Source organism: Streptomyces sp. NPDC005070 (assembly GCF_053600395.1).
Genome location: NZ_JBSFZS010000027.1, coordinates 24,162 through 46,923, shown reverse-complemented (window position 1 = coordinate 46,923; position 22,762 = coordinate 24,162). Strand labels below are relative to the sequence as shown.

Annotated in this window: 21 protein-coding genes; 9 read left to right on the top strand and 12 right to left on the bottom strand. The window is 70.4% G+C overall.

All coding sequences use genetic code 11. The features are described 5' to 3' along the window. Nucleotides 1-4: 4 nt before the first annotated feature. Complete coding sequence (locus ACWEBX_RS12250) at nt 5-1,237, top strand: acetate kinase (RefSeq protein ID WP_451884810.1); 1,233 nt, start codon at nt 5-7, stop codon at nt 1,235-1,237. A 96-nt stretch (nt 1,238-1,333) separates the two neighbouring features. Next, complete coding sequence (pyk, locus tag ACWEBX_RS12245; RefSeq protein ID WP_451884789.1) at nt 1,334-2,764, top strand: pyruvate kinase; 1,431 nt, start codon at nt 1,334-1,336, stop codon at nt 2,762-2,764. Between the two features lie 89 nt (nt 2,765-2,853). Here the strand turns inward: pyk and ACWEBX_RS12240 are convergent, their stop codons facing one another. The 4 genes from ACWEBX_RS12240 to ACWEBX_RS12225 form a co-directional block, all read right to left on the bottom strand. After that, nucleotides 2,854-4,161 (bottom strand): hypothetical protein, encoded by a 1,308-nt coding sequence (locus tag ACWEBX_RS12240; RefSeq protein WP_451884788.1) that lies wholly within the window; start codon nt 4,159-4,161, stop codon nt 2,854-2,856. Then, nucleotides 4,151-4,732 (bottom strand): DUF6114 domain-containing protein, encoded by a 582-nt coding sequence (locus tag ACWEBX_RS12235; protein WP_451884787.1) that lies wholly within the window; start codon nt 4,730-4,732, stop codon nt 4,151-4,153. Before ACWEBX_RS12235 ends, ACWEBX_RS12240 begins: the two co-directional genes overlap by 11 nt. 121 nt (nt 4,733-4,853) lie before the next feature. Then, the gene (locus tag ACWEBX_RS12230) at nt 4,854-5,489 is read right to left on the bottom strand and encodes a DUF6230 family protein (protein WP_451884809.1); all 636 of its coding nucleotides are present in this window, start codon (nt 5,487-5,489) and stop codon (nt 4,854-4,856) included. Nucleotides 5,490-6,107: 618 nt separating this feature from the next. Then, nucleotides 6,108-7,082: a tetratricopeptide repeat protein gene (locus tag ACWEBX_RS12225; protein ID WP_451884786.1), complete on the bottom strand. Its 975-nt coding sequence runs from the start codon at nt 7,080-7,082 to the stop codon at nt 6,108-6,110. Between the two features lie 245 nt (nt 7,083-7,327). Here ACWEBX_RS12225 and ACWEBX_RS12220 point away from each other — a divergent pair, with 245 nt between their 5' ends. Next, a complete protein-coding gene (locus tag ACWEBX_RS12220) occupies nt 7,328-7,990 on the top strand; it encodes a TetR/AcrR family transcriptional regulator (RefSeq protein ID WP_451884785.1) in 663 nt (220 codons plus the stop codon). A gap of 572 nt (nt 7,991-8,562) precedes the next feature. Here ACWEBX_RS12220 and ACWEBX_RS12215 read toward each other — a convergent pair. From ACWEBX_RS12215 to ACWEBX_RS12200, 4 genes are all read right to left on the bottom strand, one after another. After that, nucleotides 8,563-10,263, bottom strand: a complete 1,701-nt coding sequence (locus ACWEBX_RS12215; protein WP_451884784.1) for an acyl-CoA mutase large subunit family protein — start codon at nt 10,261-10,263, stop codon at nt 8,563-8,565. A gap of 74 nt (nt 10,264-10,337) precedes the next feature. Next, nucleotides 10,338-10,676, bottom strand: coding sequence for a DUF3817 domain-containing protein (locus ACWEBX_RS12210; RefSeq protein WP_451884783.1), 339 nt, complete (start codon nt 10,674-10,676; stop codon nt 10,338-10,340). Nucleotides 10,677-10,822: 146 nt separating this feature from the next. Next, nucleotides 10,823-11,332, bottom strand: a complete 510-nt coding sequence (locus ACWEBX_RS12205; protein ID WP_451884782.1) for a MarR family winged helix-turn-helix transcriptional regulator — start codon at nt 11,330-11,332, stop codon at nt 10,823-10,825. A gap of 156 nt (nt 11,333-11,488) precedes the next feature. Continuing rightward, the gene (locus ACWEBX_RS12200; RefSeq protein ID WP_451884808.1) at nt 11,489-12,829 is read right to left on the bottom strand and encodes an MFS transporter; all 1,341 of its coding nucleotides are present in this window, start codon (nt 12,827-12,829) and stop codon (nt 11,489-11,491) included. A gap of 138 nt (nt 12,830-12,967) precedes the next feature. Here ACWEBX_RS12200 and ACWEBX_RS12195 point away from each other — a divergent pair, with 138 nt between their 5' ends. After that, nucleotides 12,968-13,951 carry a DUF5937 family protein gene (locus ACWEBX_RS12195; protein WP_451884781.1) on the top strand — a complete coding sequence of 328 codons (984 nt, stop codon included), beginning with the start codon at nt 12,968-12,970 and terminating at the stop codon, nt 13,949-13,951. 122 nt (nt 13,952-14,073) lie between these two features. After that, entirely contained in the window at nt 14,074-15,072 is a 999-nt protein-coding gene (locus ACWEBX_RS12190; RefSeq protein ID WP_451884780.1) for a glycoside hydrolase family 6 protein, read from the top strand. 33 nt (nt 15,073-15,105) lie between these two features. Here the strand turns inward: ACWEBX_RS12190 and ACWEBX_RS12185 are convergent, their stop codons facing one another. The 4 genes from ACWEBX_RS12185 to ACWEBX_RS12170 all read right to left on the bottom strand — a co-directional run bounded on the left by ACWEBX_RS12185 (nt 15,106) and on the right by ACWEBX_RS12170 (nt 19,705). Further along, a complete protein-coding gene (locus tag ACWEBX_RS12185) occupies nt 15,106-17,061 on the bottom strand; it encodes a galactose oxidase-like domain-containing protein (RefSeq protein WP_451884779.1) in 1,956 nt (651 codons plus the stop codon). Between the two features lie 3 nt (nt 17,062-17,064). Next, nucleotides 17,065-18,840, bottom strand: a complete 1,776-nt coding sequence (locus ACWEBX_RS12180; RefSeq protein ID WP_451884778.1) for a glycosyltransferase family 2 protein — start codon at nt 18,838-18,840, stop codon at nt 17,065-17,067. A 230-nt stretch (nt 18,841-19,070) separates the two neighbouring features. Next, a complete protein-coding gene (locus tag ACWEBX_RS12175) occupies nt 19,071-19,364 on the bottom strand; it encodes an MTH1187 family thiamine-binding protein (protein WP_389457623.1) in 294 nt (97 codons plus the stop codon). Then, a complete protein-coding gene (locus ACWEBX_RS12170; protein ID WP_451884777.1) occupies nt 19,361-19,705 on the bottom strand; it encodes a DUF3817 domain-containing protein in 345 nt (114 codons plus the stop codon). The genes ACWEBX_RS12175 and ACWEBX_RS12170 overlap by 4 nt, the downstream gene beginning before the upstream one ends. A 391-nt stretch (nt 19,706-20,096) precedes the next feature. Here ACWEBX_RS12170 and ACWEBX_RS12165 point away from each other — a divergent pair, with 391 nt between their 5' ends. The 4 genes from ACWEBX_RS12165 (at nt 20,097) to ACWEBX_RS12150 (ending at nt 22,759) form a co-directional block, all read left to right on the top strand. Further along, nucleotides 20,097-20,729: an AIM24 family protein gene (locus ACWEBX_RS12165; RefSeq protein WP_355760553.1), complete on the top strand. Its 633-nt coding sequence runs from the start codon at nt 20,097-20,099 to the stop codon at nt 20,727-20,729. A gap of 1 nt (nt 20,730) precedes the next feature. Then, complete coding sequence (locus tag ACWEBX_RS12160; protein WP_451884776.1) at nt 20,731-21,381, top strand: AIM24 family protein; 651 nt, start codon at nt 20,731-20,733, stop codon at nt 21,379-21,381. Further along, on the top strand, nt 21,378-22,178 hold the full coding sequence (locus ACWEBX_RS12155; protein WP_451884775.1) for an AIM24 family protein: 801 nt from the start codon (nt 21,378-21,380) through the stop codon (nt 22,176-22,178). The genes ACWEBX_RS12160 and ACWEBX_RS12155 overlap by 4 nt, the downstream gene beginning before the upstream one ends. A gap of 104 nt (nt 22,179-22,282) precedes the next feature. After that, a complete protein-coding gene (locus tag ACWEBX_RS12150) occupies nt 22,283-22,759 on the top strand; it encodes a MarR family winged helix-turn-helix transcriptional regulator (RefSeq protein WP_355760395.1) in 477 nt (158 codons plus the stop codon). Nucleotides 22,760-22,762 lie beyond the last annotated feature (3 nt).

Below are 22,762 nucleotides of genomic sequence, written 5' to 3'. Positions count from 1 at the left end.
CGCCGTGCCCGAGGAGCCCGCCGCCCCGCCGGCCGTGCGGGTCCTCGTCCTCAACTCCGGCTCGTCGTCGGTGAAGTACCAGTTGCTCGATATGCGTGACGGCACCCGCCTGGCCGTCGGCCTGGTGGAGCGCATCGGCGAGGGAACCTCCCTGCTGCGGCACACCACCGGATCGACGGGCGAGACCCGCGAGAGGGCCGACACGTTCGCCGACCACGAGGCCGCGCTGAAGGCGATGGGCGAGGAACTGGCGGTGGACGGCCTCGGCCTGGACTCCCCCGAACTGGCCGCCATCGGCCACCGGGTGGTGCACGGCGGGCGGACGTTCACCGAGCCGACGGTCATCGACGCGGAGGTCCTCGCGGAGATCGAGCGGCTGATCCCGGTCGCTCCCCTGCACAACCCGGCGAACCTCACCGGCATCCGCACCGCGATGGCGCTGCGCCCCGACCTCCCCCAGGTCGCGATCTTCGACACCGCGTTCCACACGACGATGCCGGAGGCGGCCGCGCGGTACGCGATCGACGTGGCGACGGCGGACGAGCACCGCATCCGCCGGTACGGCTTCCACGGCACCTCGCACGCCTACGTCTCCCGGACGACCGCCGACCTCCTCGGCAAGGCACCCGAGGAGGTCAACGTCATCGTGCTGCACCTGGGCAACGGGGCCTCGGCGTCCGCGGTCAGGGGCGGGCGGTGCGTGGACACCTCGATGGGTCTGACCCCGCTGGAGGGGCTGGTGATGGGAACGCGGTCCGGCGACGTGGACCCGGCCGTCATCTTCCATTTGGAGCGCGTTGGCAACATGTCCACGGACGAGATCGACACTCTTCTCAACAAGAAGAGCGGTCTGATCGGTCTGTGCGGCGACAACGACATGCGGGAGATCCGCCGCCGTGTCGACGAAGGGGACGAAAAGGCCCGGCTCGCCTTCGACATCTACATCCACCGGCTGAAGAAATACATCGGCGCCTACTACGCGGTTCTCGGCCGCGTGGACGCCGTCGCCTTCACCGCCGGAGTGGGCGAGAACGCCGCCCCGGTGCGCGAGGCCGCGATCAGGGGCCTCGAGGAACTGGGCCTGGCGGTCGACGGCGAGCTGAACGCCGTGCGCGGCGGTGAGCCCCGGCTCATCTCACCGCCGTACGCGCGCGTCGCGGTGGCCGTCGTGCCGACGGACGAGGAACTGGAGATCGCCACACAGACGTACGCACTGGTCGGAAAGGGCAGCGCCTGAGCGGGCCGGAAAGCCACGCCTGAGCACCCGCCCGCCCATTTGTATCTTCCGCCAGACGGAATATTCCGTTGCGAAACAAACCGATAGGATCGCCCCATGCGCCGTTCGAAAATCGTCTGTACTCTCGGCCCCGCGGTCGACTCCCACGAAAAGCTTGTCGCGCTGATCCAGGCCGGCATGAACGTGGCCCGTTTCAATTTCAGCCACGGCTCGCACTCCGAGCACCAGGGCCGGTACGACCGTGTCCGGGCCGCCTCGGCCGAGACCGGCGTCGCCATCGGCGTCCTGGCCGACCTGCAGGGCCCCAAGATCCGCCTGGAGACCTTCGCCGAAGGCCCCGTCGAGCTGGAGCGTGGCGACGAGTTCGTCATCACGGCCGAGGACGTGCCGGGTGACAAGCACATCTGCGGCACGACCTACAAGGGTCTGCCCGGTGACGTCTCCAAGGGCGACCAGATCCTCATCAACGACGGCAACGTCGAGCTGCGCGTCGTCGAGATCGACGGCCCGCGGGTCAAGACGGTCGTCATCGAGGGCGGCGTGATCTCCGACCACAAGGGCATCAACCTGCCCGGCGCGGCCGTGAACGTGCCCGCGCTGTCGGAGAAGGACGTCGAGGACCTGCGCTTCGCGCTGCGGATGGGCTGCGACATGGTCGCCCTGTCCTTCGTGCGCGACGCCAACGACGTGAACGACGTCCACAAGGTGATGGACGAGGAGGGCCGCCGCGTCCCCGTCATCGCCAAGGTGGAGAAGCCGCAGGCGGTCGACAACATGGAGGGCGTCGTCGCGGCGTTCGACGCCGTCATGGTGGCCCGTGGCGACCTGGCCGTCGAGTACCCGCTGGAGCGGGTCCCGATGGTGCAGAAGCGCCTCGTGGAGCTGTGCCGCCGCAACGCCAAGCCGGTGATCGTGGCGACCCAGATGATGGAGTCGATGATCACCAACTCCCGTCCGACGCGCGCCGAGGCCTCCGACGTGGCCAACGCGATCCTCGACGGCGCGGACGCGGTCATGCTGTCGGCCGAGTCCAGCGTGGGCGCGTACCCGGTCGAGACCGTGAAGACGATGTCGAAGATCGTCACCGCGGCCGAGGAGGAGCTTCTCTCCAAGGGCCTGCAGCCGCTGGTCCCGGGCAAGAAGCCGCGCACGCAGGGTGGTTCGGTCGCCCGCGCCGCCTGCGAGATCGCCGACTTCCTCGGCGGCAAGGGCCTGGTGGCCTTCACCAAGTCCGGTGACACCGCCCGCCGCCTCTCGCGCTACCGCGCCGCCCAGCCGATCCTGGCCTTCACCACGGACGAGGGCACCCGCAACCAGCTCACGCTGAGCTGGGGCGTCGAGTCGCACGTCGTGCCGTTCGTCAACAGCACCGACGAGATGGTCGGCCTGGTCGACCGCGAGCTGCAGAAGCTCAAGCGGTTCAACGAGGGCGACGTCGTCGTGATGACCGCCGGTTCGCCCCCCGGTGTCCCCGGCACCACCAACATGGTCCGGGTGCACCACCTGGGCGAGGTCAACCACGCCTGACATCCGCCCGCCGAACGCCGCTGAGGGCGCCCCCTGTGATCAGGGGGCGCCCTCAGCGTTGTGCGGCTCCCGGACGGGCTCTGGACGACTCAGCCGGTCGTGTACTGGTGGAGTCCGGGTACGTGCAGGGTTCCGCCGAACTGGCCGGCCTGAACGACCTTCACCTTGGTGAAGTAGATCAGCGGGATGTTCAGCGGCGGAGGGTTGTCCGGATCGAACGTGACCGGGATGAGCCCGAGCAGGTTCCCGGAGATGCTCTCCGTGTACATGATCGTCTTGCCGTCGCGGATGGTGGACGTCGAACCCGACGCGGCCTGCACGTGGTAGGTCTTGCCGGACTGCTTGTCGTTCACCGTCTGGTGCAGGTCGCCGATGTCGGTGCCGTCGGATATGACGTACTTCAGCACCTTCTTGACGGTGCCGTCGGCGGTCTTCACCTTGACTATGCCCTGGTAGTCGGCGCCCTTGAGGAGCAGCGAACTGGCGTTGAGGTACCAGGGATCGGTCGGCAGGGCGACCTGGTTGTCCACGCCGCCCTCGTCGTCGGTGGCGACCGGGCAGTCCGCCGCGTCCGTGGTGGCGCTCGCGGAGGGGCTGGGCGACTCGGTGACCGCGGCGGCCGTGTCCTCGGCCTTCTCGGTGGCGTCCGAGGCGGCCTTCGACGCGGTGTCCGTGACCGTCTTCGCCGTGTCGTCCACCGTCTCGGTGACCTTGTCGGTCGTGTCCTTGACGGTGTCCGCGGTGCTCTTGCCGTCCGACGTGTCCGAGCCGGCGCTCGCGCTCGCCGAGGCGGACGGCGCCGGGGTGGAGCTCGCCGTCTCGTCGGGCGTGAGGAGGTCCTTGATGGCGTCGCCGACACCCAGCGGGTCGAGCGGGTTCTTGCTGCTCTCGGAAGCCGAGGGGGTCGGCGTGGACGCGCTGCTGTCCGCCGCCTTGTCCGCCGCCTTCTCCTGCGTGCTCGCGGAGGCCGACGGGGTCGCGGTGGGCTCGGCCTTGTCGTCGGAACCTGAATCCGACGAAGAGGACGTGTCCTTGTCCGGGACATCCGACGACGCGGAGGGGGACGGCGTGGCCTCGTCCGAGGACTCGCTCGCGCTCGCCGAGGCGGAGGGCGACGCCGTGTCCGACGCCTCCTCACCCGTGACGGCCTCGACGCACGCCTGGTACTCCTCGGCCGTGAGGCTCTTGGAGGTGGCGTGGTCGTCGGCCTGGGCGAGCGTCGGGGTGAAGCCCATGCCCATGAGGACCGCCGTCGGCATCGCCGCTATGGCTATCACCTTGCCGGCGGGCATCTGGAACCTGGTGAACAGCGGCTTCCTCGGGGCCGCGTGGCGCGGCCCGGTTCTCACACGGGACGCCTCCACGTCGGTCCCATGGGTCACCTCGTCAGCCGGCACTGTGCCTCCCGTTCGCCCCGTTGTTCGGGCTCGTTCCTGACAGATCGTTCGGGTCGCCCGCGCCGTCGCCGTCCGCCGCCTCGGGCCCGACGGGCTCGGCCGGCGAAGCGTCCGGCGTGTCCTGCTTGTCGAGGGACTTCGACACGGCGTAGCCCTCCTCGGGCTCCCCGGGAACCCAGGAGACCGCCATGGCGCCGCCGAGCAGGGCGAACAGGAAGCCGATCAGGAAGCCGCCCAGGTTGGCCACCGGGATGGACACCAGGGCGAGCAGGATCGCGGCGACTCCCGCGAACGTCCGCACGTGCTTCTGGAACCAGAGGCTGATCCCGAGCACGACGAGGAGTACGCCGATGATCAGGGATCCGGCGCCGGCGGTGGTGGACATCGCCAGCGTCAGGTGGCCGAGGTGCAGGTGCGCGTACGGGAAGTAGGCGATGGGGAAGCCGCCGAACACGATGTACAGACCGGCCCAGAACGGGCGATCGCCCCTCCAGCTACGGAAGTTCCGCCGGAACACCTGAAGGTAGTGCTCATCGTTCTGGCCGGGCGCGGCAGGAGTCTCGGCGCTCATGGAAACAGCTCCCTGGAACGGCATTGCTATGAGAAGTAAGCGTTGAGCGCTCCGCATACGAAGGGCGGAGCGGGCGGGGCGGGCGAAGCGGCCTGGGCCACCTCGCCCACCCCTGGAGTGCTCAGTAGCACTCGTGGGTGCCCGCGGACACCGACATCTTCAGACCGCTGAGCTTGAACGTGCCGGCGGTGGTCGCCCACGCCGTCTGCTTCACGTCGGTCAGCGTGGCCGAGTCGGCCTGCTGGGCGAACCCGTAGGGGTTGGCCTGCTCGCCGCCGCCCTTCATGCCCGGACCCTTGTTGGCGTCCTTGGCGGCAACACCGATGTCGATGTTCTTGAACGTCGCGTCGGCGCCGAGGTCCTCGACATCGATGTAGAGGTTGTCGGCGTGAGCCGGCGTACCGCCGCCGCCGGCCTTCAGCACGAGGCTGACGGAACCGAGCAGCGGGATGTTCGGAGTGACCACGGACTGGCACATGTTGGTGATGTCGGCGCTCTTGAACGCCGACACGGCGACGGGGTGAAGCGCCGCCTTGCCGTCGAGGCCCGTGCCCTGGTCGAGGGCTCCGTACTGCGAGAAGCCCGTGCCCTCAAGCTTGTCCGCGGACACCTTGAAGGACTGACCGGAGACACTGAACGAAGCGGCGAGAGCACCCTGCGCGAGGGCGACACCTATCGCTGCCGTGGCTGCCACGCTGGGCACCATGACGACGGCGAACCGCTTCCATCTGGTCCCGCCACGCACCTGGGACATAATTTTTCCTCCTTCTCGGACGTACATCTCCTGGCCCTGACTGCCACGTTGCGGCGGCTCAGCCGGGCAGGGATGGGAGAAGTGCTACGTCCTCGGGAAGGAGAGCGCCTGAACCCGATGGTGCGAATGCACCCGAATCACCGGCGATCACCCCCGAGCGACAACCACTGGTCGCGCCTGAACACATCACGCACAACCTGCTGGACAGGCTCCGCCGGACGGCGAAGACCCCCCTGCCCAAGAACCGATCGCACTGCTGTCGGTTCTACTCGGTGGGGACCCAGAAAGTCCGCCGGCCCGATTGGCTGTCGGGGTGCGGGAATGGACCGAGCGTCGCCGATCGTGGTGCATTCTCGCCGCGCGCACAAGGGGGTTCGTTACTGGCTAGTAACGGCGGGATAACCGAAGAACGACCCGTCGGTATCGGGTGGCGACTCAGGGTGGTCCCACCCGGGGTGACACAGTGGTCAAATTCCGGACGGAAACAGACAGTTCAACGCCCGCGACTTACTACGAGTAACAGCGGCCGCGTTTACCAAGTTTTGGTAAAGCGCGGCCACATCCGTACCTGTCGGCCAATCTTTCACCCGGGCATCACAAGCCCTGGCGTTTACGGACTGGTCAGAACAGCGCCCTGGCGAGGGCCCTGCGTGCCGCCACCACACGGGGGTCGTCGGCACCGACCACCTCGAAGAGCTCCAGCAGCCGCAGGCGTACGGCGTCCCGGTCGCCGCCCGCCGTGACGCGCACGGTGTCGATGAGCCGCCCGAAGGCGTCCTCCACATGGCCGCCGACGAGGTCCAGGTCGGCCCCCGCGATCTGCGCCGTCACGTCGCCGGGCTTCGCCGCGGCGTCACTGCGCACCTTCTGCGGGTCAAGGCCCTGCACCCGCTGGAGCAACTCGGCCTGGGCCAGGCCCAGTTTGGCCTCGGTGTTGCCCGGGTCGTCGGCCAGCACGTTCTTGTACGCCTGGACGGCACCGCCGAAGTCGCCCGCGTCCAGCGCCTGTACGGCGGCCTCGAGGAGCGCGTCGTACGGTCCGGCCGGCAGCTCCTGCGCCACCGACGCCGCGCCCGGCGCGGCGTCCGCGTCGACCGTCAGGCCGGTCAGACCGAAGCGCTGCTCGGCCACCTGGACGAGCTGGTCGAGGGTCCCGCGGATCTGCGCCTCGGCGGCGGCCCCCTGGAAGAGCGGCAGGGCCTGTCCGGCCACCACCGCGAAAACGGCCGGGATCCCCTGGACCCCGAACTGCTGCATCAGCATCTGGTTGGCGTCGACGTCGATCTTGGCGAGCACGAAGCGCCCGTTGTACTCGACGGCCAGCCGCTCCAGGAGCGGGCTGAGCTGCTTGCAGGGCTCACACCACTCGGCCCAGAAGTCGATGACGACGGGCACCTCGGTGGAGCGCTGCAGGACGTCCTGCTCGAATCCTGCCTCGTCTACGTCGATGACGAGGCTCGCGGGAGTCACGGCCCCGCCTCCGCCCTGCCTGGCCGCTTCGGCGCGCACCTGCTCCGCCTTCGACTTGGCCTCCTGGGCCGCCTTCACCGCGGCGAGGTCGACGACTCCGCTCATGGACATGTTCCGTGGCTGCATGAGTACATCCTCCCCCTTCCTCGCGCACGTGTGAAAAGCGTCCTGAAAGCCAGGCTGTGTCAGGCCTGTTCGGCACCCGGTCCCCACCGGTGCCTGTGCGGTTGTCGCCGCGGTCGAGCTTTCGCTACGAGTCGTAGCGTAACTGCACGGACGCATGCCTGTGCGCCGTCTTGCGGTGATCTCCCTCACGACTTCACAGAACCACCGGATATCGGCCTGCGCGGCGGCCGGATATGGTCAATGACATGCAATGTCGCTCCCACGCCGCCCGTACGGGCCGCCCCCGCAGCGCGGCCGCGGACGCCGCGATCCTGGAGGCGACGCGCACGGCCCTGGTCGAACTGGGCTGGTCCAAACTGACGTTGGGGTACGTGGCGACGCTCGCGGGGGTCGCCAAGACGACCCTCTACCGTCGCTGGGCGGGCAAGAACGAGCTGGTCGTCGACGCGGTGGCCGAGCTCTTCGACGAGCTGGAGCTCCCCGACCGGGGCAGTCTGGCCGCCGACATCGAGGGTGTGGTGCTCCAGTTCGCGGCGATCCTGGACCGCCCGGAGGCGAAGACGGCGCTGATGGCCGTGGTCGCGGAGTCCACCCGGGACGAGCCGCTGCGGGAGCGCATCCGCACGTCGATCGTCGACCGGCAGAAGCGCCTGGTCATGGAGGGCCGCGCCCGCGCCCAGGCGCGCGGTGAGCTGCCCCCGGAGTCGGACCCGGCCGCCGCCGACCGCACCGCGGCCCTGATCTTCGACGTGGTCGCCGGAGCGGTCGTCCATCGCACCCTCGTCAGCGCGGAACCCGCGGACGAGGAATGGGTACGTTCGTTCACCCGGGTCCTGCTGGTCGGCCTGACCGGCGCGACGGCCGACGAGGCGGTGTCTCCCTCGGCGGAGGGCCCGGCCGGGGTCTGACACGCGCGGTTCGGGTTCGGCCGGTGGGTAGGTCGGGGCCGTGCCGGTGCATCAGCCCGTCGCCGTTGGACAAAGATGTGACCGTCGGTGGCGACGGGCATCGATGTACCGGCACGTCCCCTCACGCCGGATCCCGCCTGCGGGTGCGCCGTGGTGCCCCCTTCGGCCCCCGCCCCCTGGCGCCGGATTCCGCTTGCGGGTGCGATGTTCATCCCCGGCCGGGAAAGCTTCACCCCCGGCCGGTGGAACTTTCAGCCCCGGCCGGTGGAACTTTCAGCCCCGGCCGGTGGAACTTTCAGCCCCGGCCGGTGGAACTTTCAGCCCCGGCCGGGGGAGGTTTCAGCCCCTCCGGCGTTTGAGGAGCGGGGTCTGGGGCGGAGCCCCAGGGGTGGGACGGGTAAGGGCGGAGGGGGCGAGAAAGGGCCTGTCCGGCCCCCACCGCAGCACGGGCCAGGCCCGGACCGCCGGGTGCCCGGCGGTCGCTGAGCCGCCGGGCCACCGGGCAGCACAGGGGCGCCGGGCTGCCGGGTGCCCGGGCTGCCGGGCCACCGGCCGGCCGGGCCGCCCGGGGGTCAGAAGCCTGCCGGCTCCACGTAGATGCCCCACTCGTCGCGCAGGACGCCACAGATCTCACCCAGCGTCGCCTCGGCACGCACCGCCTCCAGCATGGGGGCGATCATGTTCGAGCCGTCGCGCGCGGCGGCGAGCATGGCGTCGAGCGCACCCCGCACCGCGACCTCGTCGCGGTCCGACTTGCGTGAGGCCAGCACCCGCACCTGCTCGCGCTCCACCTCGTGGCTGACCCGGAGGATCTCCAGGTCGCCGGTCACGGACCCGTGGTGGACGTTGACGCCGACGACCCGCTTGTCGCCCTTCTCGACCGACCGCTGGTACTGGAACGCCGACTCGGCGATCTCGCCGGTGAACCAGCCGTCCTCGATCCCGCGCAGGATGCCGGAGGTGATGGGACCGATGGGGTGCTTGCCGTCCGGGTGCGCGCGCAGTCCGCGCTCCCTGATCTGCTCGAAGATCTTCTCCGCGTCGGCCTCGATCCGGTCGGTGAGCTGCTCGACGTACCAGGAACCGCCCAGCGGGTCGGCGACGTTGGCGACGCCGGTCTCCTCCATGAGCACCTGCTGCGTCCGCAGGGCGATCTCCGCGGCCTGCTCGGAGGGCAGCGCGAGCGTCTCGTCCAGCGCGTTGGTGTGCAGCGAGTTCGTACCGCCGAGGACCGCCGCGAGTGCCTCCACGGCGGTGCGCACCACGTTGTTGTACGGCTGCTGGGCCGTCAGCGAGACGCCGGCGGTCTGCGTGTGGAAGCGCAGCCACTGCGCCTTCTCGGAGGTGGCGCCGTACACGTCCCGCATCCAGCGCGCCCAGATCCGGCGGGCCGCGCGGAACTTGGCGATCTCCTCGAAGAAGTCGACGTGCGCGTCGAAGAAGAACGACAGACCGGGGGCGAAGACGTTGACGTCGAGCCCGCGGGACAGCCCCAGTTCCACGTAGCCGAAGCCGTCCGCCAGCGTGTAGGCGAGCTCCTGCGCGGCCGTGGAGCCGGCCTCCCGGATGTGGTACCCGGAGACGGACAGCGGCTTGTACGCGGGGATCTTCTCCGCGCAGTGCTCCATCAGGTCGCCGATGAGGCGCAGGTGCGGCTCGGGCTGGAAGAGCCACTCCTTCTGCGCGATGTACTCCTTGAAGATGTCGGTCTGGAGCGTGCCGTTCAGCACGGCGGGGTCGATGCCCTGGCGCTCGGCGGCGACCAGGTACATGCAGAAGACCGGCACGGCGGGACCGCTGATCGTCATCGACGTGGTGACGTCACCGAGCGGGATGTCCTGGAAGAGGACCTCCATGTCGGCGGCGGAGTCGATCGCGACACCGCAGTGCCCGACCTCGCCGAGCGAACGGGCGTCGTCCGAGTCACGGCCCATCAGCGTGGGCATGTCGAAGGCCACGGAGAGGCCCCCGCCGCCGTTGGCGAGGATCTTCTTGTAGCGCTCGTTGGTCTGCTCGGCGTTGCCGAACCCCGCGAACTGCCGGATGGTCCACGTACGGCCCCGGTAGCCGGTCGCGTACAGCCCGCGGGTGAACGGGTACTCCCCGGGCCAGCCGATCTGCTCGAAGCCCTCATAGTTGTCCCCGGGCCGGGGACCGTACACCGGCTCCACGGGATCACCCGAGAGCGTGGTGAAGTCGGCGTCGCGCTTGCGCGACGCGTCGTAACGGGCCTGCCAGCGTCGGCGGCCTTCCTCGATGGCGTGAGCGTCCATACCCTCGAATTTACTAGGACGTCCTAGTAAATGTCGATGGCAAACCGCCGTACGGTCCCGTACGGCGGTTTCGATCAGGCTTCGGCGACCGCGGGAGTGCTCTCCGCGACCTTGGACTCCAGCTCGTGGCTGATGCGGCGCTCCACGAAGAAGGCGGCCGTGGGGATCGTGCCCGCCAGCAGCACCCACAGCTGCTTGCCGACCGGCCACTTCGCCTTGGAGCCCAGGTCGAAGGCGAAGATCAGGTAGACGACGTACAGCCAGCCGTGCGCGATCGCGACGACACGGGTGAAGTCCGCGGCTCCGTCGAGGCCCATGGCGTACTTGGCGATCATGCTGAGGCACAGCAGAACCAGCAGCACACCGGTGACGTAGGCCATGACGCGGTACCGGGTCAACACGCTCTTCTTCATGGCACGAGGGTAACCACCCTTTTCGGCTGATCTTCACGCGCCCCCACGCCACGTCGCCCCGGGCTTCCCGCGCCCGTCACCGAGGCCGTCCTCCTCGCGGCCCGCCCGACGCCGATGCCGTGCCCCCGCGGCCGGCCCGCCGGTTGCTACGCCTCGTCGAAGTCGCGGGCGGCGACGCGCAGCGGCCGCAGCATCGCGAAGATCTCCCCGCACTCCTCGGCGTCGTAGACCCCGAGCCCGAAGTCCATCGCCATCAGATCCCGGGTGGCCGCGTCGCAGACCTCACGGCCCTTGTCCGTGATGGAGGCGAGGGTGCCCCGGCCGTCGTTCGGGTTCGGCCGCTTGTCGACGAGCCCGGACCGCACCAGCCGGTCCACCGTGTTCGTGACGGACGTCGGATGCACCATGAGCCGCTCGCCGATCTTGGACATCGGCAGCTCGCCCGCCTTGGAGAAGGTGAGGAGCACCAGCGCCTCGTAGCGCGCGAAGGTCAGCCCGTACGGCTTGACGACCCCGTCCACCTCGGCGAGCAGGATCTGGTGCGCGCGCATGATCGAGGTGATCGCGGACATGGACGGCACGGCACCCCAGCGCTCGCGCCAGTGTTCGTCGGCGCGGGCGATGGGATCGAAGGCAAGGCTGAGCGGCTTCGGCACGCCGACGACCTTACCGGCCGGTCACATCGTGGTCAGCCCTGTCTCGCTTTTCGGTATGGGCCCCCGCCGAGAAGGGGTGCGGGGCCCGTCCGGGACACCTTCCGGTGACGGTTCCCCGCGCCTTCCCCGCCCGGCCCCGCCGGTCGCCCCGGTGCTCTACTCGCTTCGCGCCGCGGTCTGTTCGGCACGCCGGGCCGCCATCGCCAGGGCCGTGCAGGCCGCGGTGCCCAGAACGCCCGCGCCCACGATCGTCGCCCGTACGCCGGCGAACTCCGCCACCACGCCCGACAGGGCCATCCCCACGCCCTGGAGGGTCATCAGCCCGGCCGTGTTCAACGTCATGGCCCGCCCGAGCAGTTCGTCCGGCACCGCCCGCACGAACCACTGGTCCAGGCCGAGGGTGTACGCGGATCCGGCGCCCGCGAGCACCAGCAGGACCAGCGTCCAGCCGAGACCGGGCCGCAGCGCGTACGCGGCGTAGGGCAGCAGCGTGACGCAGACCAGCGGGAGCGTGAGCCGGCCCCGCGTCGCCGGCCGCAGCCGCGAACCGGCGAACAGCTCCCCCGCGATCGTGCCGACGGGCAGCGCGCACATCAGCAGGCCCAGCCCGGCCGTACCGGCCCCGAGCCCCTCCGCGTACGGCGCCGCCAGTGCCTCCGGCGCGACCACGAACATCGACGGCACCCAGAACAGCAGGAGCAGCACGAGGATCCGCCGGTCGGCCAGCACCTGCCGGGCACCGCGCAGGGAGTCGCGCACGAGCGCCTGCCCCCGGTCCGCCCGTGCGGGCCGCCGGCGGGTGCCGAAGCGCAGCAGGACCGCCGAGGCGAGGAAGGTGCACACCGTGACGAGGAGCGCGTGGCGCGGGGAGACGACGGTGAGCAGCAGGCCGCCGGCCCCGAAGCCGGCGAGCAGCGCGCTCTGCGACAGGATCCGCAGCAGGGAGCGGCCGAGCACGAACAGTTCCCCGTCGCCGAGGACGTCCGCGAGGGTCGCCGTCCGCGTCCCCTGGAAGAGCGGGGCGACCAGGGCGAGCTCGGCCCGCATCACGAGCAGCACCGCGACGGGCGCGCCCGGCAGCACCATGACGGCCACGCAGCCCGCGCACACCAGATCGCACACGACCAGGACCCGGCGGGCCGGGAAGCGGTCCGCGACGCCCGCGAGCAGGGTCCCGCCGATCAGGTAGGGCAGAAAGCCGAGCGCGAAGGTCAGGGCGCTGAGCAGCGGGGAGCCCGTCAGCCCGTAGACGAGGACGGAGAGCGCGATCTCGCTGACGACGAGCCCGAGCAGCGAGAACGCGTGTGCCACGAAGACGGCGCGGAACTCGGGCACGGCGAACACGGGACCGTATCCGGTCCGCGCGGGTCCCGTCTCCGGGTCGCTCTCCGCCGGGGGCGTCACCGGCCCGGCGGCGCCCTCCGGGGCGGGCCCGGCGGACTTCTCCGCGGCGCCCTCCGTCGGTGTGGTGGGGTTCCCCGTGGCGGGCAGCGCCATGTTCCCCTCGGCGGCCCGCGCCGCGGTGGGCACGGTCGTCGTGCCCTTCGTCTCTGCTTCCGGCATGGGCGACAGCGTGCCCGGCCCCGCTCCGGCCGCGTAAAGTTTCGGCGTCAGCCGAATCTTCTGGGGTCGTTCATGCCGTCACTGCTGCACTTCGGGGAGGACGACCTCCTCAACTGCCGGTTCGCGGTGTCGCCGCTGTGGGAGACGCAGGAGGCGGTCCGCACGCTCAACCGGCCCGCGCGGCACGGCTATCACGCACCCTGGCTGCGCCGCATGCGCGCGGCGGCCGCCGGACTCGACCTCACCCCGCTGTGGCTGCTGATGCCGCAGCGCGGCTACTCCCCCGACTGGCTCGGACCGCCCCCGCTGGGCCCGGCGGCGAGTTTCGAGGAGGAGATCGCCGCCATCCGCGCGGCCGACCCGGACGTGGCCCGCGAGGAGAGCGCGCGGTCGCTCGCCGACACCCCGGGCGCCCTGGCCTCGCCGCGCGGCCGGGCCATGCTGGCCGACCCGGCCCGCATGGTGCGGGATCTGACGGACCTGCTGGAACGGGCCTGGCACACCCTCGTCGAACCGGACTGGCCGCGGCTGCGCGCCCTGCTGGACGCCGACGTCGCCTTCCACTCGCGGCGGCTCGCCGAGGTCGGCCTCGGCGGGCTCCTGCCGGAGATCGACCGGCGTTTCGGCTGGCGCTCGCACACGCTGACCGTCGAGGTCGGGGGCCGGCACGAACGGCACCTGGCCGGCCAGGGTCTGGTCCTCATGCCGAGCGTGTTCTCCTGGCCGGACGTGATCAGCGGCTTCGAGCCTCCGTGGCAGGCGACGCTCGTCTACCCCGCGCGCGGCATCGGCGGCCTGTGGACCGAGCCGGCGGACCGTACCCCCGAGGCGCTCGTACGACTCCTCGGGCGCGGCCGGGCCGGCGTGCTCAGCGCGCTCGACGAACCGGCCGGGACGACCTCGCTCGCGCACCGGCTGCGTCTCGCTCCGTCGTCGGTCTCCGCGCATCTCACCGCCCTGCGCGACGCGGGCCTGCTGGTCTCGCGCCGGTACGGGCACCAGGTGCTGTACGAGCGGACTCCGCTCGGGATCGCGCTGGCCTCGGGCGGCGACTGAGGGAAGGACCCCGGCAGGACCGGTGTCGTGGGTGTCCCACCGCGCCACGCGGCCTCCCCCGCCGTAATGACCCGTTGTGCCACGATTGGTGACCGGTCGTCACCTTCGCGCAAGGGAGCAGCATGCCCCGGCTGATCCACGCCCTCGCGGTCCTCGCGGTGCTCGCGCTCTCGGCGGGCTGCACGCCCGCGCCCGAGGCCGGCCGGGTCCCGGTCACCGGTGGCGCCTCGCAGCGGTCGGGCCCGGCCGCCCGCTCTCCCTTCTGGGTCGACCCGCGGGGCCCGGCGTCCCGGCAGATCGAGCTGTGGCGTCGGCAGGGCCGGGCCGAGGACGCCACGCTGCTGGAACGGATCGCGGACGAGCCCGTCGCCCTGTGGCCGGCGGGCGAGCTCGACCCGGGTCCGGCGGTCCGGTCGGCGACCGCGTCCGCGGCCCGGGAAGGGCGGACGGCGCTCTTCGTCGCGTACGACATCCCGCACCGGGACTGCGGCCAGCACTCGGCGGGCGGAGCGGCGGACGCGGACGCCTACCGCCGGTGGATCGGCGCGTTCGCCGACGCCCTCGGTGGCGGCCGGGCCCTGGTGGTCCTGGAGCCGGACGCGGTCGCCCACATCGTGGACGGCTGCACGCCCGCCGAGTACCACGACGAGCGCGAGCGGCTGCTGAGCGAGGCGGTCGTCCGGCTGAAGGGCCGGCCGCGCACCAAGGTGTACCTGGACGCCGGGAACCCGTCCTGGATCCCCGACGCCGAGAAGCTGGTCGGGCCGCTGGAACGCGCGGGCATCGCGCACGCCGACGGTTTCGCGCTCAACGTGTCCAACTTCCAGACGGACAAGGTCAGCAGGGAGTACGGCGTCCGTCTCTCCGCAAGGCTCGGCGGCAAGCACTTCGTCGTCGACACCAGCCGCAACGGCAACGGCCCGCTGGAGGGGGTGTGGTGCAACCCGCCGGGCCGGGCGCTGGGCACACCGCCGACCACGGTCACCGGCGAGCCCGTCCTCGACGCCTACCTGTGGATCAAGCGGCCCGGCGAGTCGGACGGGGAGTGCGGGGGCGGACCGGCGGCCGGCCGGTGGTGGCCGGAGTACGCCCTGGGGCTGACGCGCGGCTCCACCGGCTGACGGCCGCGACGGTCCCGCGCCGGGCGCACGGCGTCACCTGACGTGGATCCACTTCGCCTCGGACGGCGTGCCCCGCGCGTCCGTCACGAAGAGCATGTACCAGCCCGGCGGCACCAGCGCCGGGTCCGTCGGTACGTCGACGGTGACCGACTCCGCCGTCTTCGTCAGCCCCAGTTCGATGGACCGCTGTTCGACGTCCGTGGTGTGGGTGACGGCGCTCGGCCGCATCAGCCGGGCCTTGACGATCCGTTCGGGGTGGTTGGTGGCGAAGGTCGCCCGGTGGTGCGCGTCGAGTTCCTCGGGGCCGCGCCCCAGCACCGGGCGGATCGCGCCGTCGCGGTGCAGGGCCGGCGGCGTGAAGACCTCCATGCGCTGTTCGAAGTGGCCCAGCTTCGTGTTCCGCTGGTCGTCGAAGAGCGGGTCCGAGCCGAAGGTGGCGACACGGCCGTCGGGCAGGAGCAGCGCCTCGGAGTGGTAGTTGCGGCCCACGCGCGGGGACGCGGCCTCGCGGAAGGTGTTGGTGCGGGGATCGTAGAACTGCGCCTTGAGGATGTTGCTGGCGCCGCGGCCGCGGTAGTCCCGGGAGCCGTTGGTGGTGAAGACGGTGTCGTCCGGCATGATCACGCTGTTCAGATAGCGGGTGCCCTGGGGCAGGTCGGGGCCGTCCTCGAAGACCGGGCTGTCCTTCTTGAGGTCGACGACGGCGGTGCGGGCGGTGGACTTCCGGGACTCGCCGACGCCTCCGCCGCCGAGGATCATCACCTTCTGGTCCTGGGCGGGCGGGAGCAGGACCGACGCGGAGGTCTCCGTCCGGTCGGCGTCCCGCAGGCCGGGCACCTTCTGGAAGGTGTTGGTCCGCGGGTCCCACAGGCCCGGCTCGCGGCCCTGGTCGGCGGGTCCGTACCCGGCGTTGGAGGCCGGGTAGAACAGTTTGCCGCCCTGGGTGAGGAAGAGGGCCGGGTAGGTGGGGAAGTAGCGGTGGGGTCCGGGGCCCCACTTCTTCGTCACCGGGTCGTAGATCTCGGTGTCGCCCGGGTCGATGACCCCGACGTCGTCGAGGCCGGAGACGGCGAGGACGCGTCCGTCGTCGAGCCCCACGAGGGTCGGGTACCAGCGGGCCTTGTCCATCGGGTCGACGGGGACGTACCGCTCGGCCTTCGGGTCGAACTCGTAGGCGGCCCTGATGCCCTGGAAGTCCTGCTTCCGCAGAGTGATCCTCTCCGAGAGGCCGTACGTGTTGTACGCGTCCTCGCCGCGCAGGCCGACGATCTCGTACTGGGCCTGCCGGTCGGTGACGGACCCCGGTCCCTTCTCCTCGGCCTCGACGAAGACGCGGGCCTCTCCGGCGGTGACCTCGGTCCGCCAGGGCCGCATGGCGCCGTTGCGGTCGTAGGTGATGATCTGGTTCCGTCCGGCCCTGGGGACCGTCACGTCGAATCTGCTGGCGTAGTCGACACCGGCGGGTGAGCGGAAGACGGTGCCCTTCTTGAGGACGATCGTCTTGTCGGGGTTCTCGTTCTTCACGCGCATGCCGCCGCCGGCCCGTTCGACCTCGCCGTCCAGCTTCTCGTAGCGGGCGGTGCCGCCGGCCACGAGCAGCCTGCCGTCGGGGAGCTGGGCGTGTCCGGAGCAGAAGAAGTCGTCCGGCGTGGGGATCTTCTTGAAGGTGTCCGTCCTCGGATCCCACAGGACCGTGTCGAAGGTCCCCCGGTCGAACTTCTTCTGCTCGTTGCCCGACCCGGCGACGATGAGCACCTTCCCGGTGTGCAGCAGGGCCGCGTGGATCGCGTTGGTGCGGTACCGCGCGGGGATGTCGACACTGCTCCAGGAGCCGTACTTCGCCGTGTAGGCGGGCCGGGAGATCTTGTACTCGTGGTACGTCTCACCGGCGAAGCCGAGCGCGGCCGGGGCGTTGAGTGCCGCGAGGACGGCGATGCCCGTGACACCGAGCAGCGTCTTCCTCGTCTTCTTCGAGGGCCGGTGGGCCATGGCCTAGGTGCCTCCTGTCGTGGAGCCGGTGACCGTGACGGGCGTGGCCGCCGGCGATTCCCGGCTGTCGGGAACGCGGACGGGAGCGGGCGCCGGGGGCCGGGGGCGGCGTTCCCCGACGCGGGTGCGGATCCAGACCGCGACCGGGGCGAGGGAGATGCCCATGGCCAGCAGCGCCCAGGTCCGCATGGCCGTGTGGGTGTGGCCGAGGACGGCCGAGGCGCCGAGCGAGACGGCGAGCAGCGCGGCCCAGCCGAGGTGGACGCGGAAGGTCGCGAGCCGGTCGGGGCTCGCGTCCTGGCCCTTCGGGGTGACGACGAAGCGGCTGGGACGCCGGACGATCGCCTCGCCCAGCGCCTTCAGATAGACGGGGGCCGACAGGGCCGACATCGCCATGCCGGCCAGGCCGCCGGATCCCTCGGGTTCGTGCGGCGAGACGTTGTGCCGCCGGTTCCACAGGTAGAGACAGATCTGCAGGGCGGCGGCGTCGCCGTAGAGCATCAGCCACACGGACGCGGTGACCTGTGTCCCGGACGCCCCGAACCACAGGAACAGGAAGCAGCTCAGCATGCCCAGGAGCCAGTTGACGGCCGTCATCGGGTAGTAGAGGAGCATCAGCGTGTACGAGAGGAGCCGGCCGGGGGGCATGGTGAACAGCGCCGTCCCGTACTGCTTGATCAGGGTCTCGTAGGTGCCGCGGGACCAGCGCGCCTGCTGGGTGAAGAAGTCGGTCCAGGTGGAGGGGCCCTCGCCGACGGCGAGCACGTCCGGGGTGTAGACGGACCGCCAGTGCCGGCCCGTGCGGGGGTTGCGGTGCCGGTGCACCTCGAACCCGGTGGCCATGTCCTCGGTGATGGAGTCGTACAGCCCGCCGACCTGCTTGAGCGCGGCGATCCGGACGACGTTGTTGGTGCCGACGAACATGGGTGAGCCGTAGCGGTTCCCGGCGCGCTGGATGAGGGCGTGGAAGAGGAACTGCTGGGACTCGGCGGCCTTGGTGACGGGGTTCTCGTAGTTCCCGTACACCTGGGGGCCGACGACGAACGCGACGTCGGGGTCCCGGAAGTAGCCCATCATCCGCTCGAGGAATCCGGGCAGCGGGACATGGTCGGTGTCGACGGAGGCGAAGAAATCGTAGGCGTGCCCGTAGAGGTCGAGCCACGCGTTGTAGTTGCCGTGTTTGGTGCGGGCCTTGTGGCTGCCCTCGGGGCGGTTCCACTCGGGCACGCCGAACCGCGTGAAGTGCCGGACGCCGAGTTCGGCGCAGAGGGCTCTGGCCTGGTCGTCGTCGCCCTCGTCGAGCAGCCAGACGTCGAGGGGGCCGGTGTGGGTGAGCCCGGCGGCGGCTTCGAGGGTGGCGCGGACCGTGGCGAGGGGTTCCTTTCCCGGGACGTAGGTGGTGAGGAAGGCGACCCGGGTCCCGTGCGCGGGACGGACGGGCACGGGGTCGCGGGCGGCCATCGCCGCGTGGGCGATGCTCATGACGTTGACGACCATGAAGAGTTCGATCAGGCCGATGGCGACGAGCATCGTGGTGTCGAGGGCGGTCAGCCAGGGCGCGCCGCCCTCGCGTCCCGCCCAGTGGGTGGGCCACACGAGGTAGACGAGAAGCGCGCCGGTGAGGACCGGGGCGAGGATCGTCAGCAGGATGGCGCTTATTCGGCGCGGCTCGCGCGACAGGAGCTTGGTGTACTGCACCCGGTAGCCGGTGCCGGACGGCTCGGTCAGGGGTCCGGCGAGACGGCTGTAGGTGTCGTAGTCGTAGCCCGCGGGCCGCACATCGCCCTCCCGTGGTTCAACGCGTCCGGTGATCGTGGTGGCTGGTACCCACACATAAGTGGAGTTTTCGCGGCACGTCGAGCGGGGCGGGGCCGAAGGGGTGCGGCGGCGGGCGGGCGGGTGGTCTTCGGTCCCTGAGGTTCCGTCACCTCTCTCACCGTCACCGTCCGGGCATGAAAGAACCCCGGTCCGGTGGACCGGGGTTCCGGGTACGGGGCCGCGCCCCGGGGTCATGCCGACAGGTGCCGCTCCACCGTCTCCACCTTCGAGGTGAGGCCGTCCGTCACGCCGGGGCGGATGTCCGCCTTGAGGACGACCGAGACGCGGGGCGCGCGCTCCTCGACGACGGCGACGGCACGCTTGACGACGGCCATCACCTCGTCCCACTCGCCCTCGATCGAGGTGAACATCGCGTCGGTGCGGTGGGGCAGGCCCGACTCGCGGACCACGCGGACGGCGTCGGCGACGTACTCCCCCACGTCCTCGCCGACGCCCAGCGGTGTCACGGAGAAGGCGACGATCATGCCTTCACGGCCCCTTCCGCGAAGGCGCGGGAGGCGACGACCGCGTCCTCGGCCTCCCGCTTGAGCTTGCGCTCGGCGAAGAAGCCGCCGGCGGGCAGGACGGAGAGGGCGAAGTAGAGAGCCGCGGTGCCGACGCTCCACCGGGCGCGATACCAGGCGAACGCCCAGAAGACCACGTACAGAACGAAAAGAACAGCGTGGACCCTGCCCATCACGGGCACGGCGTCGAAGTCCGTGGTCCGCTTCAGCACCGAGCAGACGAGCAGCAGCAGGAAGGAAACGGCCTCGGGGGCCGAGACCAGGCGGAGCCGGCGGAGTGCGGTGGCGGTCTTTATGTCCACGGGTCACCTTCGGTGGGATTCGCTGTCGGGGGAACGCTTCCTTGTGAACGCAAGCACAAGCGTCCCGGCCATTGTGGCATCCGGCGGACGCGATCCCGGGTCCGGGGGCCCCGACGGCGCCGGACGGCTCACCCCTAGGGCGTGTCCGCAAAGTCGCGTCGTCCGCCCGGAGGGCGGGCCCGGCGGCGTCTGGTGCGTGCTCTCGGCGTGCCGGCCCCAGGCCTGCGTACTGGATGTACTCGGGTCTGGGGCCGGTGCGGCGAGAGTGCGTGCCAGGCGTCGCCGGGCAGACGGGACTTTGCGGACACGCCCTAGGGGGCGGATCAGGGACGGGATCCACCCGGGGGCTCTGTCGGTGCTCCGGCCGTGCGGCTACCTTCACAGCGTGGCGATGTTTCGACTTCAGGGCAGCAAGGTGCTGGCCGTCGACATGACCGGGGACGCCGTGAAGGCGAAGAACGGCTCCATGGTCGCGTACGACGGCCAGATGGCCTTCAAGAAGCTGAGCGGGGGCGGTGAGGGACTCCGGGGGATGGTGACCCGGCGCCTCACCGGCGAACAGATGACGGTGATGGAGGTGAAGGGGCACGGCACCTGCTGGTTCGCCGACCGGGCCTCGGAGATCAATCTGGTGGCCCTTCAGGGGGACAAGCTGTACGTGGAGTCGAGCAATCTGCTCGCCACGGACACGGGCCTGCGCACGGGCACGACGTTCACGGGGCTGCGCGGCGCCTCGCAGGGCAACGGTCTGTTCACGACCACCGTCGAGGGCCACGGCCAGGCGGCGATCACGTCGGACGGGCCCGCGGTGGTGCTGCGGGTCAGCGCGCAGTACCCGCTGACGGTCGACCCGGGGGCCTACATCGCGCACCAGGGCAATGTGCGGCAGTCGCTGCAGTCCGGTGTGACGTTCCGCACGTTCCTCGGCGAGGGCGGCGGCGAGGCGTTCCAGATGCGCTTCGAGGGCGACGGGCTGGTCTACGTCCAGCCCAGTGAACGCAACACGATCGCGGGGGATGTGTGAGATGGCGTTCCGCGAGGTGAACTCGAAGATGGTCGAGGCGACGGTCCTGCCGGGGCAGCGGCTGTTCAGCCAGCGCGGGGCGATGCTCGCATACAAGGGTGAGGTGTCGTTCACCCCGAACATCCAGGGCGGGCAGGGCGGGGTGATGTCGATGATCGGCCGCCGCCTGGCCAACGAGGCGACCCCCCTCATGACCGTGGAGGGTTCGGGCACGGTGCTCTTCGGGCACGGCGGCCACCACGTCCACGTGATCAGCCTCACGGGTGACACGTTGTACGTGGAGGCGGACCGGCTGCTGGCCTTCGACGGCACGTTGCAGCAGGGCACGATGTTCCTGGGCTCGCAGGGCGGCGTCATGGGCATGGTGCGGGGTCAGGTGACGGGTCAGGGGCTCTTCACGACCACGCTCAAGGGGCACGGGGCCGTGGCCGTCATGGCGCACGGCGGTGTCTTCGAGGTCCCGATCACCCCGCAGCGGACGGTGCACGTCGACCCGCAGGCGTACGTGGCGCACCACGGCGACGTGCGCAACAAACTGTCCACGGCGCTGGGCTGGCGCGACATGGTGGGACGCGGTTCGGGCGAGGCGTTCCAGCTGGAGTTGAGCGGCAGCGGTTCGGTGTACGTCCAGGCCTCGGAGGAGAAGTTGTGAGCGGGTACGGAGCCCCCGGCGGTCCGGTGATCCACGATCCGATGTCGCTGCCGGTCGACGACAACGTCAACAGCTACACCTTCTGCGTGGAACTCAAAGGGAGTGAGTGGTTCCTGCAGAAGGGCAAGATGATCGCCTACTACGGATCGATGGAGTTCAACGGCATCGGGCACGGCCGACTTGACCGTCTTGTCCGTACGTCGTTCCATTCGCCACTGCACGCGAGCGACTGGGTCGTGGCGCAGGGCTCGGGCAAGATGCTGCTCGCCGACCGGGCCTTCGACGTGAATTCGTACGACCTCGACGAAGGCAACCTGACCATTCGCTCCGGCAACTTGCTCGCTTTTCAGCCAAGTCTCGCGCTCAAGCAGTCGATCGTGCCGGGCTTTCTGACACTGATCGGAACCGGCAAGTTCGTGGCCGCGTCCAACGGTCCGGTGGTGTTCATGGAACCCCCGATCCGGGTGGACCCGCAGGCCCTCGTCGGCTGGGCCGACTGCCCCTCCCCCTGCCACCACTACGACCACGGGTACATGACAGGCGTGATGGGCGGTCTACGTGCGATGACGGGCCTCGGAGGGGCCTCCGGCGAGGAGCACCAGTTCGAGTTCGTGGGGGCGGGCACGGTGCTGCTCCAGTCCACCGAGATCCTGATGGCCGAGCAGGCCACGGGGGCGGTCCCGCACCAGGCCGGAGTGCCCGGCGCGGGAGGGGCGCCCGGTCAGCACGGGCAGCAGGCCGGGGCACCGCGCCTTCCCGGACAGCTCGGGGACCTCCAGCGTCGCTTCGGGCTGTGAGCGGTAGTCTGCGGAGTGTGACGTCGAACGCACGTCGAACACGTGCGCACGGTCACACAACCCCTCACTAGTTCGCATTTCAACATTTTAGGTAGACTTCATTTATGGAGACCGAGACGGCCACACGCTGGCTGACCGATGCGGAGCAGTGCGCCTGGCGCACCCACCTGGAGGTCAACAGGCTGTTGACGTACCAGCTTGAGAGGGACCTGCAGCCGTTCGGGCTGACGATGAACGACTACGAGATCCTGGTGAACCTCTCCGAGTCGGAGGGCGTACGCCTGCGGATGAGCGACCTGGCGTCCGCCACCCTCCAGTCCAAGAGCCGACTCTCGCACCAGATCACGCGTATGGAGAACGCGGACCTGGTGCGCCGGGAGAACTGCGAGTCCGACCGCCGGGGGCTGTACGCGGTCCTCACCGAGCACGGCATGGAGACCATGAAGAAGGTCTCGCCGCATCATGTGGCGTCCGTGCGGCGGCACTTCATCGACCTGCTGTCACCCGAGGCGCTCGAGGACCTGCACAAGTCGCTGCGCCCGATCGCCGAGCACCTGCTGGGGCAGCGCGGCAAGCCGTAGGAC

Excerpts from the sequence above, each read along its gene's own strand:
- ACWEBX_RS12220 (WP_451884785.1), top strand. The coding sequence starts at position 7,328 with ATGCAATGTCGCTCCCACGCCGCCCGTACGGGCCGCCCCCGCAGCGCG.
- ACWEBX_RS12210 (WP_451884783.1), bottom strand. The coding sequence starts at position 10,676 with ATGAAGAAGAGCGTGTTGACCCGGTACCGCGTCATGGCCTACGTCACC.
- ACWEBX_RS12235 (WP_451884787.1), bottom strand. The coding sequence starts at position 4,732 with ATGAGCGCCGAGACTCCTGCCGCGCCCGGCCAGAACGATGAGCACTAC.
- ACWEBX_RS12150 (WP_355760395.1), top strand. The coding sequence starts at position 22,283 with ATGGAGACCGAGACGGCCACACGCTGGCTGACCGATGCGGAGCAGTGC.
- ACWEBX_RS12165 (WP_355760553.1), top strand. The coding sequence starts at position 20,097 with ATGTTTCGACTTCAGGGCAGCAAGGTGCTGGCCGTCGACATGACCGGG.
- ACWEBX_RS12200 (WP_451884808.1), bottom strand. The coding sequence starts at position 12,829 with ATGGCGCTGCCCGCCACGGGGAACCCCACCACACCGACGGAGGGCGCC.
- ACWEBX_RS12215 (WP_451884784.1), bottom strand. The coding sequence starts at position 10,263 with ATGGACGCTCACGCCATCGAGGAAGGCCGCCGACGCTGGCAGGCCCGT.
- ACWEBX_RS12225 (WP_451884786.1), bottom strand. The coding sequence starts at position 7,082 with ATGCAGCCACGGAACATGTCCATGAGCGGAGTCGTCGACCTCGCCGCG.
- ACWEBX_RS12195 (WP_451884781.1), top strand. The coding sequence starts at position 12,968 with ATGCCGTCACTGCTGCACTTCGGGGAGGACGACCTCCTCAACTGCCGG.
- ACWEBX_RS12160 (WP_451884776.1), top strand. The coding sequence starts at position 20,731 with ATGGCGTTCCGCGAGGTGAACTCGAAGATGGTCGAGGCGACGGTCCTG.
- pyk (WP_451884789.1), top strand. The coding sequence starts at position 1,334 with ATGCGCCGTTCGAAAATCGTCTGTACTCTCGGCCCCGCGGTCGACTCC.
- ACWEBX_RS12185 (WP_451884779.1), bottom strand. The coding sequence starts at position 17,061 with ATGGCCCACCGGCCCTCGAAGAAGACGAGGAAGACGCTGCTCGGTGTC.
- ACWEBX_RS12175 (WP_389457623.1), bottom strand. The coding sequence starts at position 19,364 with ATGATCGTCGCCTTCTCCGTGACACCGCTGGGCGTCGGCGAGGACGTG.
- ACWEBX_RS12190 (WP_451884780.1), top strand. The coding sequence starts at position 14,074 with ATGCCCCGGCTGATCCACGCCCTCGCGGTCCTCGCGGTGCTCGCGCTC.